The sequence below is a fragment of the Microbacterium sp. HD4P20 genome (assembly GCF_019449275.2).
GTDB lineage: Bacteria > Actinomycetota > Actinomycetes > Actinomycetales > Microbacteriaceae > Microbacterium.
Genome location: NZ_JAHZQZ020000020.1, coordinates 105,628 through 118,418, shown reverse-complemented (window position 1 = coordinate 118,418; position 12,791 = coordinate 105,628). Strand labels below are relative to the sequence as shown.

At 63.8% G+C, this 12,791-nt stretch carries 10 protein-coding genes; 8 read left to right on the top strand and 2 right to left on the bottom strand.

Annotated features, from left to right (window positions below; translation table 11 throughout):
* Nucleotides 1-67: 67 nt before the first annotated feature.
* The 3 genes from K0817_RS16325 (at nt 68) to K0817_RS16315 (ending at nt 4,909) form a co-directional block, all read left to right on the top strand.
* Nucleotides 68-1,759: a polysaccharide biosynthesis tyrosine autokinase gene (locus K0817_RS16325; RefSeq protein ID WP_219982729.1), complete on the top strand. Its 1,692-nt coding sequence runs from the start codon at nt 68-70 to the stop codon at nt 1,757-1,759.
* A gap of 13 nt (nt 1,760-1,772) precedes the next feature.
* Nucleotides 1,773-2,654: a hypothetical protein gene (locus tag K0817_RS16320; RefSeq protein ID WP_219982728.1), complete on the top strand. Its 882-nt coding sequence runs from the start codon at nt 1,773-1,775 to the stop codon at nt 2,652-2,654.
* Nucleotides 2,655-3,304: 650 nt separating this feature from the next.
* Nucleotides 3,305-4,909 carry a sugar transferase gene (locus tag K0817_RS16315; RefSeq protein WP_219982727.1) on the top strand — a complete coding sequence of 535 codons (1,605 nt, stop codon included), beginning with the start codon at nt 3,305-3,307 and terminating at the stop codon, nt 4,907-4,909.
* A 25-nt stretch (nt 4,910-4,934) separates the two neighbouring features.
* Here the strand turns inward: K0817_RS16315 and cysC are convergent, their stop codons facing one another.
* Both cysC and K0817_RS16305 read right to left on the bottom strand, forming a co-directional pair.
* Nucleotides 4,935-6,140: an adenylyl-sulfate kinase gene (gene cysC, locus K0817_RS16310; RefSeq protein ID WP_219982726.1), complete on the bottom strand. Its 1,206-nt coding sequence runs from the start codon at nt 6,138-6,140 to the stop codon at nt 4,935-4,937.
* A 46-nt stretch (nt 6,141-6,186) separates the two neighbouring features.
* Nucleotides 6,187-7,128, bottom strand: a complete 942-nt coding sequence (locus K0817_RS16305) for a sulfite exporter TauE/SafE family protein (RefSeq protein WP_219982725.1) — start codon at nt 7,126-7,128, stop codon at nt 6,187-6,189.
* 323 nt (nt 7,129-7,451) lie between these two features.
* On the opposite strand from K0817_RS16305, the gene K0817_RS16300 reads away from it, so the two are divergent.
* The 5 genes from K0817_RS16300 (at nt 7,452) to K0817_RS16280 (ending at nt 12,689) form a co-directional block, all read left to right on the top strand.
* Nucleotides 7,452-8,108: a 3'(2'),5'-bisphosphate nucleotidase CysQ gene (locus K0817_RS16300; protein WP_253735447.1), complete on the top strand. Its 657-nt coding sequence runs from the start codon at nt 7,452-7,454 to the stop codon at nt 8,106-8,108.
* 25 nt (nt 8,109-8,133) lie between these two features.
* Complete coding sequence (gene cysD / locus K0817_RS16295; RefSeq protein WP_301340044.1) at nt 8,134-9,021, top strand: sulfate adenylyltransferase subunit CysD; 888 nt, start codon at nt 8,134-8,136, stop codon at nt 9,019-9,021.
* Nucleotides 9,022-9,023: 2 nt separating this feature from the next.
* The gene (cysN, locus tag K0817_RS16290) at nt 9,024-10,274 is read left to right on the top strand and encodes a sulfate adenylyltransferase subunit CysN (protein WP_219982723.1); all 1,251 of its coding nucleotides are present in this window, start codon (nt 9,024-9,026) and stop codon (nt 10,272-10,274) included.
* A 127-nt stretch (nt 10,275-10,401) separates the two neighbouring features.
* Nucleotides 10,402-11,805: a hypothetical protein gene (locus K0817_RS16285; protein ID WP_219982722.1), complete on the top strand. Its 1,404-nt coding sequence runs from the start codon at nt 10,402-10,404 to the stop codon at nt 11,803-11,805.
* A complete protein-coding gene (locus K0817_RS16280; protein WP_219982721.1) occupies nt 11,802-12,689 on the top strand; it encodes a sulfotransferase domain-containing protein in 888 nt (295 codons plus the stop codon). The genes K0817_RS16285 and K0817_RS16280 overlap by 4 nt, the downstream gene beginning before the upstream one ends.
* Nucleotides 12,690-12,791: the final 102 nt, after the last annotated feature.

Genomic DNA, 12,791 nt, shown 5'->3' with positions numbered 1-12,791 from the left:
TTTCGCGAGTGACCCGTGTGACAAAATGGCCCAACCAACGCCCGTGGGGTGGCACCGAAAGGCGGACATGGAGCTCACCGACTACATCCGGATCCTGCGCAAGAACTGGGTGATCATCGTCGTCGCGACCCTCGTCGGTGTCGGCGTGGCGGCCGCCTGGTCGCTCACGCGCACGCCCGAATACGAGGCCTCGAGCACCGTCTTCGTGTCGACGCAGTCCGGCTCGTCCATTCAGGAGCTGCAGCAGGGGTCGACCTTCACGCAGGCTCGAGTGCAGACATACTCCCAGCTGGTCACCACTCCGATCGTCATGAATCCGGTGATCGCCGAGCTCGAACTCGAGACGACCGCGAGCAGCCTCGCGACCCACGTGACGGCATCCGCCGCACTCAACACGACCCTCATCACGATCACGGTTACCGACACCGATGCGGTGCGGGCAGCCGAGACCGCCAACGCGCTCGGCGCGTCGCTGACGGCGGCCGTCGCCGAGATCGAGGCGGTGCAGGGCCCCGACGGAACGTCGAGCAGCCCCGTGCGGCTCTCGCCGGTCAAGAACGCGCTGCCGCCGCTCGAGCCGTCGAGCCCGAACGTGCCCCTCAACCTCGCGCTCGGCGCGCTGGTCGGGCTCGCGCTCGGCGTGGGCATCGCCGTACTGCGCGCCGTGCTCGACACCCGCATCCGCACCCCACGTGACGTCGAGCAGCTCACCGATCGCCCGATCATCGGCACGATCGCGTTCGACCCCAAGGCGAGCGAGCGCCCGCTCATCGTGCACGCCGATCCGCTCAGCCCGCGCTCGGAGTCGTTCCGCGCTATGCGCACGAACCTGCAGTTCCTCGATCTCGGCGAAAAGTCGTCGTTCGTGATCACGTCGAGTGTGCCGACCGAGGGCAAGTCGACCACCACGATCAACCTGGCGATCGCGCTGGCGGATGCCGGCAAGCGCGTCGCGCTGCTCGACACCGACCTACGCAAGCCGAAGGTGGCCGAGTACCTCGGCATCGAGGGCGGCGTGGGCCTGACCGACGTGCTCATCGGCCGCACCCGCATCGGCGACGTCATGCTGCCGTGGGGCGGCCGGCAGCTGTACGTGCTGCCCGCCGGCAAGATTCCGCCGAACCCGAGCGAGCTGCTCGGATCCGACCGCATGCGTGCCCTGCTCGAGGTGCTCGAGCGCGACTTCGACGTGGTGCTGTGCGACGCTCCGCCGCTTCTTCCGGTGACCGACGGTGCCATCCTCGCCAAGGCGACAGGCGGGGCCATCGTGATCGTGGCGGCCGGCAAGACCAACCGCCATCAGCTGGCCGGCGCGCTCGATGCGCTCGAGACGGTCGGTGCTCACGTCGCGGGCGTCGCGATGACGATGGTGCCGACGCGCGGCCCCGACTCGTACGCGTACGGCTATGGCTACGGATACGGCGCCTACGGCTATGTCGACGACTCGAAGAACGTCAAGACCGGCAAGACCCCCAAAAGGCCCAAGCCCGCGAAGGTCACCCCCGCCCCGAAGCAGCCGAAGCAGCAGGCTTCGGCCGCCGCGGGTCCGCTCCGTTCGTCGACCCCGGCGCAGGCCTCACCGCCCCCGGCCGCGGAGCGCGCGACGCAGAGCGAGTCCTTCGCCCCGCAACCCGCCACCCCCGCCGCTCAAGCGCCGGCGTCGCGCCCGCGTGCGGCCGAGCCGGCCGCCGAGAGCACGCCATTGACGATCGACGACATCATCCGCGAGTCCGGCGGTTTCACCAAGCCGTCTGCCTGAGCCGAGTCGCCGCATGAGATCGTGGGGCGCGTCGCGCTGGATCGCCATCGCAGCTGTCGCGGCGCTCGCAATCGTGGTCGGCGTGCTGGCGATCGCGGCGTATCAGCGGGCGAACCCCGAACCCACGCCCGCCGAGGCCGGCCCCGTGCCGTCGTTCGATCTGGGAGTCAAGACCCCTACGCCGACCCCGTCGGCGCCGGCTGCCGCACCGATCGCCCTCGAGGCGCAGCGGTACCTGTCGGTCGGCGGGGCGCTATGGTGGCGCGCGACCGCCGGTGCATGCGACGGCCCCGCTCCGGTCGTCGAGCGCTCTCCCGACGGCGGTGAGACGTGGATCGATGTGACCCCGACGTATCGCGGTATCGCCCAGGTGCAGTCTCTCGATGCGTTCTCGGCCCAGGACGCCGAGATGGTGGCCGCGATGGCCGAGTGCGAGACCCAGGCGCTGCGTACGTACACGAACGGCGAGTTCTGGGAGTCATACCCCGATGTGCTCGCGATCTCGCGCTACGTGAGTCCGACGGATGCCGCAACCGTCGTCTTGCCTTCGGGCCCGGTTCCCGCGCCGTGTGCGCAGGCGTGGGGGCTGCGCGCGTCGGGCGATGCCGTCGCGCTCGTGTGCGACGCGCGCGCCTGGAGCTGGTCGGGCGAGGAGTGGCAGCAGCTCGCTCCCGAGAACGCCATCGCGCTGACTCTCGACGGTGGCGATGTCATCGTGGCGCACACGACACCAGACTGCGCCGGAGTCGCCCTCTCCCGCGCCACTGCCGAGTCGTCGTCTCCCGTCGCCTGTGCCGAAGGCGTGGATCCCGCCGCTCCCACCGCGATCGATCTGGCCGGCGCCGATCTCTCCCTCTGGTCGGCCGACTCGCTGGTCACGCTCCCGATCCCCTGAACCCACGTTTCGTTGAGCGAGCGCGAGCAACTCGTTCGTTGAGCGAGCGAGGAACGAGCGAGACGAAACGCCTCGACATACGAGCAACTCAGGACCAATCCCTCCCCGGTATTGACACCCCTCCGCCCAGCGCGGATCATTGCTTGCAGCACGGCGCCGCTGGGGTCGCCGAGCGTATTTGTCCGGATCCTGCCCGCGGATTCGGCCTGGGGAGTAGTGATCAGTGATGGTCGGTCTGCGTCGTCGCGTCCGGTTCACTCCGACCGTGACCACGCCATCGTCGCGCTCCTCCATTCGCCCCTGCTCGGCGGGTCCGCTCAGCCTGCTTCTCTCGGCGAAGCGTCAATAGCCGAGACCTCGAACTGCCCACCGCGCTCCCGACAAGCGCGGTGGGCACCACCACGCCTGGTTGAGGTCATCGCAGGGCGCTTGGCGTCGCGAGCAGCCAGGCGCCCCCACCGATCATGAGTCATGTCTCATACTGGACGTGGAGTACTCGTTCGTGAGCCCTGGGGAGAGGACACGGCGGACACCGCACCTGCTAACCTCCCCCGAGGGACCGTTTCATGACGACACCGGACTCGCCTTTGCGTAAGTCTGCCGACGCGTCGGCAGGCAAAGCGAGTCCAACCGCGACGAGGAACGCCACTGTGACGTCGAATCAGATCGACGCGACGCCGACGTCGCCCTCCACCGCCGAACCCGGCAACACAGCCTTCGACGTGCCTGCACGCCCCTCGCTCGCAGAGCCGACCGGCGCGCCCGCTGTCCGCCCCACGGCCGTTGAGCGAGCGAAGCGAGACGAAACGCGCCCCCGCACTCCGTGGCGCCGGGCGTATGCCAACCGTCTGTTGCTCAGCGACCTCTTCGTTCTCGCCTGGGCGGTCTACGGCACCCAGCTGCTCTGGTTCGGTTGGGGCAACGCGCAAGTAGCCATTCGCGAGGATGCGCGGCTGAGCGAGATCTCTTACTGGCTGTTCTCCGGGGGCCTCGTGCTCGCCTGGATGTGGGCACTCAGCCTGATGGATTCGCGCGACTATCGCGTCATCGGGGCTGGGAACACCGAGTACGTACGGGTCGCCCGGGCAAGCATCGGACTGTTCGGTTTCATCGCGATCCTGGCATTCCTCCTGCGCGTTGATGTCGCTAGAGGCTACCTGCTGATCGCGCTTCCCCTCGGCGTCACCATGCTCCTGCTCGAGAGGTGGCTCTGGCGGCAGTGGCTCGTCGCATATCGCACCATTGGCGAGTACTCAGCCCGCGTCTTGTTGGTGGGCTCAACTGAATCGGTGGCGCAGATCGCACGTGAACTGCTCAGGACGCCGAGCGCCGGTTATACCGTCGTGGGCGCGTGCACGCCGACCGGAAGGCTTGCCGACACCATCCCTGGCACCTCGATCCCTGTCATGGGCAATGTCGACAGCGTGGACAAAGCGATCGCCGCGACGGGTGCCGACACTGTCGCCGTGACCAGCACTGACGACCTTCCCCCGATGAAGGTCAAGCAGATCTCTTGGAGCCTTGAAGCGGGTCGTCAACACTTGGTCTTGGCCCCCAGCATCACCGACATCGCGGGACCGCGAATTCATACCCGCCCCGTCGCCGGTCTGCCGCTCATCCACGTCGAGACACCGAAGTTCTCGCGTGGGCAGCGCTTCTTGAAGCGCACGGTCGATCTCGTCGCCAGCTTGATGGGGGTCGTCGTGCTCTCCCCGCTTTTCGCCTTTCTCGCGATCACAGTTCGACTCACCAGCCGAGGGCCTGTTCTCTTCCGGCAGACCCGGGTCGGCCTCCGCGGCAAAGAGTTCCGCATGCTCAAGTTCCGCTCCATGGTCGTGAACGCGGAGGACATGCTCGAACAGCTGTCGAAGCAGCAGCGTGATGCCGGCAACGAGGTGCTCTTCAAGATGAAGAACGATCCTCGCGTGACGCCGATCGGGCGCATCATGCGCAAGTACAGCCTCGATGAGTTGCCTCAGCTGTTCAATGTTCTGGGCGGCTCGATGTCATTGGTCGGTCCTCGCCCTCCGTTGCCCTCTGAAGTAGCCAAGTACGCCGACCACGTCCACCGCCGCTTCCTCGCCAAGCCCGGGGTCACTGGCCTCTGGCAGGTGAGCGGACGTTCCTCCCTGTCATGGGAAGAGTCGGTCCGGCTCGATCTGTCCTACGTCGAGAACTGGTCGCTCTTGGGCGACATCGTCATCATCATGAAGACGGGCAAAGCTGCCCTCGCGCCGGGAGAAACAGCGCACTGACGCTGAGCTGACGACAGCGAGATCGCTAGATGACGTACTCCAGTTGCGCAGGCGACGCGTATCCGCTCCTGTCGCGCACGGCTGACAGTATTCGATCCACTGCGTCGTCGACATCGACGACGCTCGTGTCGATTGCCAGATCTGCATCCGTCGGCTCTTCGTACGGATCGCTGATGCCGGTGAACTGGGGGATTTCCCCCCTCCGAGCTTTGGCGTAGAGCCCCTTGCGGTCCCGTTGCTCGCACACAGCGAGAGGCGTGGACACGTGCACGAGTAGGAAGTCTCCGACTCTGGAAGCTTGTGCGCGCATCTCTGCCCGCATCGAAGCGTATGGCGCGATTGGCGCGCAGATTGCGATGCCGTCATGCGACGAGACGAGTGCGGCAACCCATCCGATCCGGCGGACGTTCATTTCGCGATCCTCTTTGGAGAATCCAAGGCCTGACGAGAGCACATGTCGCACCTCGTCGCCATCGAGCAGCGTGACCTTCCGCGAGTCCTGGGCGGTGAGCCGCTCTGCGAGTCGCTTCGCCACGGTGGACTTTCCCGAACCCGAGAGCCCAGTCAGGAGAACGACCATGCCGACGCCCCTCGACCGGCGCGTTCGCCAGACCTCCACTTGCGGGCTCAGAAGTCGCCTCACGACCTCCTCCACCGCCAGCGCCCAATCGTTCTCCCCTCGGATCGCCAGGTCCGGGGCGGGCAGCACGAGGACCGGACGCCGCATGTCCCGAAGCGCCTCGACATTGCGTACGAGTTCGGCGGTATCACCGTGATCAAGCACAACAGCAGTTGCGTTCGGTGCCAGACGTGACCATCGCGAGTCGAATCGGGATGGGACGTCCCCCGTGATGACCACCGCGGCTTCGCAAGATCCGCGATCCAAAGTCGAACTCTTCTGCTGCGTCAGACGCAGGTCGGCGAAGTCGAGATGCCCCAGCGCTCGCCGCGCATCCAGCTCACCGGCAACCCACCTTCCGGCGCCCGCAGATCCGACATGTTCCACGATCAACCGTGCGACCAAGCTCCCTTCGGGATCCACGAGATCCACATCGTCGCCGGCGTTGAGGGGCGTCGAAGTGACGATTCGGGCTCCACGCTCGGCCGGGGAGACAAACGCAGGCGGCGTGCCCCATGCGCCCGCGAGGGCAAGTTCGAGTTCACGGAGCTGGGCGTCGAAGAGAATCACCCGCACTCCGGTAGCGGGTCTCGCCGTCAGCCCGTCATTCATCAGCTACCTTCTCACGCATCGTGCCAGGGTAGCGAGAGAGCAGGCGTCATGTCTGATCGTCCTGGAGCCGTTGACGCCGTTCTTGCCGCCACGTCCGCGGGAGGCCATGTTTTCTCCTCAACCACATCCAACCGACGGTCCCGCCGATGAACGCGATGGCGAGGGCGACGACCGTGAGCTCGTTCGAAACACCAAGCATCTTCAGCCCGGCGGCGAGGAGCACCAAAGCGAGAGCCCGACGGACGATCCCACCCGATACACGCGACGAGAGCTGGGCCCCGATGAAGGCTCCAGGAATGCTCCCGACGACGAGCGGCCACACAATCTGCCAATCAACCTCCCCGAACAGCAGGTGCCCCGCGGCTGCTGCGATGACCAGCGGCACGGCCTGGACAAGGTCGGTTCCGACCAGGCGGTTGGCGGTGAGCATCGGGTAGAGCAACATCAGGGCGATGATGATGAACGATCCCGATCCCACCGAGGTGAGACCGACCATGAGGCCGCCGACGATGCCCACGATCAGGGTCGGAAAGACCCGCACAGGTACCTCGGCCTGGAACCCGCCAGACGGTAGATCCCGTTCCCCTCGATCGTTGCGCGCGTACTCAGCTAGCGCGAAGTAAGCCCGGACAATGAGTCCCGCCGCCGCGATGAGGAGGACGACTCCAAGCGCGGTCTTTACGAAGCTCGTCAGTCCCGCGATGGGACCGACGATTGCGATGATCAGCGCCCCAGAGAACGCAGCGGGCACCGAGCCGATGACCAGCCAGAGAACGAGCTTCCACTGCACAGTGCCGTGGCGCATGTGCACCGCCGAGCCAACGGGCTTCATCGCGGCGCTGACGATCAGGTCACTGGAAACAGCCGTCAACGGTGGAACTCCGAAGAACAACACGAGCACCGGCGTCATGAGAGCGCCGCCGCCCATTCCGGTGAGGCCGACGACAGCCCCGATCCCAAGTGCGGCGAGCGCAAGCCCCCAATCCACTAAATTTCCCTGCTCGTTCGATGAAGGCGGCTAAGCGCGATGCGAAACTGTGTCGCCATACCCCGACCTTCCATCCAGATGGGTGGGCACGGTGAAGATAGCACTCCATCGTCACACGGGTGTAACGCGTAAAGTGTTCACTGTTCTGGCACCCACGGCGGCTGCGCTATCGTTCGACTTGTCTACCCCAGATTGGCAACCGCTCTGTGACCTCCTCTCTCGCGCAAGTCTCCGACGTCGAGTTCGCGCGCCATGTCGCGCGGTCGGCCGCCGCCGAACTCATAGGCATTCGCGAGCAACGAGGCACCATGGATGGGCATGCCTTGAAAGATGCAGGTGACGCAGGCGCACAGGCTCACATCGCGGCCCTTCTGGACGCGCACCGCCCAACGGACGCAGTGCTGAGCGAAGAGGCGAAGGACTCCGACGCCCGCCTCCGTGCGGACCGCGTGTGGATCATCGATCCTCTCGACGGCACCCGCGAGTATTCCGAGGGGCGCAATGACTGGGCAGTGCACGTCGCACTCTGGCAAGACGGTGAGTTGAGGGTGGGAGCGGTCGCTTTGGGCGGGCCAGACGTTATCGTCACGACCGCCGACGATCTTCCGCTTCTCAACCCTGCGGAAAGGCTTCGCATCGCCGTCAGTCGGTCGCGGCCGCCCGCGCTCGTCGAGTCGGTCGCTGAGTCCCTCGGCGCCGAGCTCGTGCCAATGGGCTCCGCGGGGGTAAAGGTCTGCGCGACAGTGCGCGGTGAAGTGGATCTCTACGTCCACGGCGGGGGCCAGTTCGAGTGGGATTCGGCAGCCCCAATTGCGATAGCTCGTTCCGCCGGATTCCATACGTCGCGGCTCGACGGCAGCGCGATGCTCTACAACCAGCCCAACCCGTATCTTCCCGACCTCGTTGTGTGCGCACCAGAACTCGCACCACGCGTGCTCGCCGCCATCGCCGACGCGATGAACTCCGAGAGAGAGGCCTAAGGTGACGTCACCCAACCAGTACCAATTGACCCAGCTGCAGTTGCTTGAAGCCGAGTCGATCCAAATCATTCGCGAAGTTGTCGCGCAGATGGAGAAGCCGGCACTGCTTTTCTCCGGCGGCAAGGACTCTATCGTCTTGCTACATCTCGCGATGAAAGCGTTCTACCCGGCGCGAGTCCCGTTCCCTATCGTCCACGTCGACACCGGGCACAACTTCCCTGAGGTGATTGACTACCGGGACGCTATCGTCGAGAAGCACGGTTTGCAGCTTGTCGTTGGGTCCGTGCAAGCGGCTATCGACCGCGGCGAGGTGCGCGAGGAGCCCAATGGCTCTCGCAACCGCATTCAGACGCCGGTTCTCCTCGACACCATCGAGAAGAACCAGTTCGACGCGTGCATGGGCGGGGCGCGTCGCGACGAGGAGAAGGCTCGCGCGAAGGAGCGAGTCTTCTCGTTCCGCGACGAGTTCGGGCAGTGGGATCCGAAGAACCAGCGGCCCGAGCTTTGGAGCCTCTACAACGGCCGGGTTCACCCCGGGGAGAGTATCCGCGTGTTTCCACTCTCGAACTGGACCGAGCTCGACATCTGGCAGTACATAGCCGAGTACGACGTCGAGATCCCCGCGATCTACTATGCGCACGACCGAGAAGTCTTCGAGCGAAACGGCATGCTCTTTGCCGCCAACGAGTTCTGCCAGCCCAAGGACGGCGAGACTGTCACTACGCGAAAGGTGCGCTACCGCACGGTCGGCGATGCGACCCTGACCGCGGCTGTAGCTTCCGAGGCAGACACGGTGGAGCTCGTCATCGAGGAGGTCGCCGCTACCCGAGTGACAGAGCGGGGAGCTACGCGCGGGGATGACCGTGTGAGTGAAGCGGCTATGGAAGACCGGAAGAAGCAGGGGTACTTCTGAACATGGACATGTTGCGGTTTGCGACCGCGGGTTCGGTGGACGATGGTAAGAGCACGCTCATCGGTCGCCTGCTCTACGACTCGAAGTCGATCTTCGAGGATCAACTCGAGAGTGTTGAGTCCACAAGCAAGAGCCGTGGAGACGAGTACACCGATCTCTCGCTCCTGACGGACGGACTCCGTGCCGAGCGCGAACAGGGCATCACGATCGATGTTGCCTATCGATACTTCGCGACGCCCAAGCGCAAGTTCATCATCGCCGACACCCCAGGGCACACTCAGTACACCCGGAACATGGTCACTGGCGCCTCGACCGCGGACCTCGCGATCGTGCTCGTAGACGCTCGGAAGGGCGTCCTCGAACAAAGCAGGCGTCACGCGACGATCGCTTCGCTCCTGCGTGTGCCGCACATCGTGCTCGCTGTGAACAAGATGGACCTGGTCGGCTGGTCTCAAGAGGTCTTTGACTCCATTCGCGATGAGTTCTTCGCGTTTGCATCAAAGCTGAATATCACGGATATGACGGCGATACCGCTCTCGGCGCTCGCCGGCGACAACGTGGTGAATCGCTCGGAGAACATGCCGTGGTACGAGGGCACCTCGCTCCTTCATCACCTCGAGAACGTATACATCGCGAGCGATCGAAACCTGCAAGACGTGCGGTTCCCGGTGCAGTACGTGATCCGTCCGCAACAGAGCACTCCCCGCGACTATCGCGGCTACGCGGGTCAAGTAGCGAGTGGTGTCATCAAAGTTGGCGACGAGATCCTGGTCCTTCCAAGCGGCCTAACGTCTGCTGTCGCCGGCATCGACACCGCCGACGGCGCGGTCGATGAAGCGTTCCCCCCGATGTCAGTCACCCTACGGCTGGCGGACGAGATTGATATCTCGCGCGGTGATGTGATCTGCCGTGTCAACAACCATCCCGAGATCAGCCAGGACATCGACGCGATGGTCTGCTGGATGGACGATCAACCCCTGAAGGAGGGCGACAAGCTGTCGATTCTCCATACCACCCGCTCCGCCCGGACGGTTGTCAAGGAGATCGCGTACGAGCTCGACGTCAACACGCTGCACCGCAGCGAGCTCAAGCGCGAGCTCGGGCTGAACTCCATCGGCCGTGTAAGACTTCGAACGACTACGCCGCTAGTTGCGGATCCATACTCGCGCAATCGCACCACGGGGGCGTTTGTCCTGATTAACGAGTCGACCAACCGCACCGTCGGCGCTGGAACCATCAGCGAGACCGACTAAGTTCTGGATCCACCAGCACGACGGATACAAAGGACAGGCAGACATCAGTAGGTCAGGGCCCACCGCGCGAGCCAAGCCGATCGGCAGAATCGGCGAGGAGCCGCTGACCGGTGAGAAGCTCCTGCCCATGGATGTCTGGGCTCGATTTCTGCAGGTCGGGGGTTTTGTCGCCCTCGCGCTCACATTGATCGCGTGCTTGGTCCTCGAAGGCGAAGACGGCCTTTCGTTCGCTCGATCCGCCTACATCGTCGCGAATGCCCTGATCTTCCTCTTTGTGATCCTTAGCTCACGGAGGGGTGGCGTCTCCTTGCTAGTCGCGTTCTTCTTCCTATTCTTCGTCGCGGTCCCAGCGAACCTGCAGATTGAGAGGTCCAGCTTCCCCTGGCAATCCACGTACGGGCCGGAGATTGTCCAAGGCTACGTCGTTCTCTCTCTGGCGCAGTGCGCGTACATCCTCGGCGAGTGGTGGATCGACTCGCGAATGAAGTACAGGACAACACGGACAGCAACTACTCCGCTCAACCCACACCTCTACTGGCGTGCGGTCGCTCTGATCTTGATCGCTTCTTTGGCGATCGCAGCGGCAGTGGGGCCCTCGAGGCTGTTCTTGAATCGCGAGGAACGATCACTGGACTTCGCATCGTCTGAGGAAAGTTGGGAGCAGCTTCTATTCATCGGTCGGTCGATCAGCCTTCTGGGAGCCGTAATCTGCGTCTACCTTCTCGCCAACCACAGGCCGAGTCGGAAACCGAGATACCTCCTGCTGACAACGCTGTCAATCTTCACGTGTGTGGTGCTGAACTGGCCGCTCGGTCTTCCACGCTTCCAGCTACTCGGGGCCATCTTGGCGTTGACCGCTGCAGCAACGTCGTTCTTCCAGACTAGATGGAAGTTACTTTTCGGCATGACGGCACCTGTCTTCCTCTTCTTCTTTTTTCCAGCGATCAAGGCACTCGGATATGGGACCGGCGTCGACATCTCCCAGGCCATCAGCCGCGATGTCGAGGCCTATTTGCTTCGCGTCGACTTCGACGGGTTCAAGCAGATCATCGACACGTGGATCTACACGCAAACGAATCCCCTTCGCTACGGCGAGAACTTTCTAGGGGTTGCGTTGTTTTGGGTACCGCGTTCACTGTGGCCGTCGAAACCTATTGACTCCGGCGAGATAGTTTCATCCACATTGGGCTATCGATATACCAATGTCTCGAACCCACTCCCCGCTGAGGCACTCATCAGCTTTGGATTCCCGGGGGTCATCATCGTCCTGCTGGTACTGGGCGTTCTGGTCAGCTATGTAGAAGGCCTTTCGCGGGATGCGTTCTCGCGACGGATCCTCAGTCAGTCCGCGATCCTCGCCGCCCTCTTGATGGGCTATATCGTGATCATCTTGCGTGGCGCCCTCAACGGCGTGGCTCCGATGTTCCTATCCGGCTTCCTTTTATTCGCCCTTCTTGTAATTATGAACCGCGGTTCCGAAAAGCGGCGGTTGGGCAACGATCAGAGCAGTCCACAGATGAGGCGCCCGTGACACTTGACTTCATTATCATCGGCGCTCAGAAAGCAGCGACGTCTTCACTTCAAAGTGGACTGCGGCGCGTTCCCGGTGTTTACATGCCCGCCGGCGAGAGCCCATTCTTCGAGGACCCCGACTTTGCCGACGGGAAATGGATCTCATTCGGCCAGCCTGACGCCGTGTGCGGCATAAAGAGACCCGATAACCTCGCTCGGAGAGAAGTCGCCGACCGCGTCGCGGATGCCGTCCCGAACGCGAAACTCATCGTGGTGTTCCGAGAGCCGATCGGACGCGCAGTCTCTGCCTATTACCACCTTGTGCGGCACGCACACCTGCCCGTCAAGCCGTTGAGTGACGGCTTGCGCGATGCGCTCGATTCCTACGACCGCGGCGAAGAATCGCCCCTCTCCTCGGTGATCGGATACGGAATGTACGGCGCCTCAATCGCCCGGTGGCTTGATCGAATGCCGTCGGAGAACTTTCTATTCCTCACGCAGCGTGCCGTCACGGCGAATCTAGATGACACGCTTGAGGAGTGCTGCGCGCTAATCGGTGTCCGTTTTGCACGATCGTGGCGCCCGACTGATCGGTCGGAGAACATTGGAATCTATGATTCACGCTATCTGGGCCTGTACCGGTTCGGGCACAGGCTGAAGACAGTGCGGCTGGGCGGCACGGACCGCCGCGGGCCTCGGCGGAACCTGATCTTGAGAGGCGCGGGCAGTGCCGTGACTCACGTTGCGACACGGCTGGCGGATCCGGGGGCCAAGCCACCCGCGCTGGACGAGCACGTTCGATCGCGCATGCGAGCCATCTACCACGCCGATCGGCAGATTCTTCGCTCGCTCGTCCCTCCCGATGCGATCGACTGGTCGTATGACGATGGAGACACGAAGTAGCAACAAGAGGGTTAGTTCGCCCCAACTAGGCTTTGACGCGTCGACTCGCCATAGCCTGGATCCACGACATCCGGACGCTCGACAAACTTGTCGAGTCGGCCA

Bases quoted from the DNA above. Each gene is read 5' to 3' on its own strand.
- K0817_RS16325 (WP_219982729.1), top strand. From the start codon at position 68: ATGGAGCTCACCGACTACATCCGGATCCTGCGCAAGAACTGGGTGATC.
- K0817_RS16320 (WP_219982728.1), top strand. From the start codon at position 1,773: ATGAGATCGTGGGGCGCGTCGCGCTGGATCGCCATCGCAGCTGTCGCG.
- cysC (WP_219982726.1), bottom strand. From the start codon at position 6,140: ATGAATGACGGGCTGACGGCGAGACCCGCTACCGGAGTGCGGGTGATT.
- cysN (WP_219982723.1), top strand. From the start codon at position 9,024: ATGGACATGTTGCGGTTTGCGACCGCGGGTTCGGTGGACGATGGTAAG.
- K0817_RS16285 (WP_219982722.1), top strand. From the start codon at position 10,402: ATGGATGTCTGGGCTCGATTTCTGCAGGTCGGGGGTTTTGTCGCCCTC.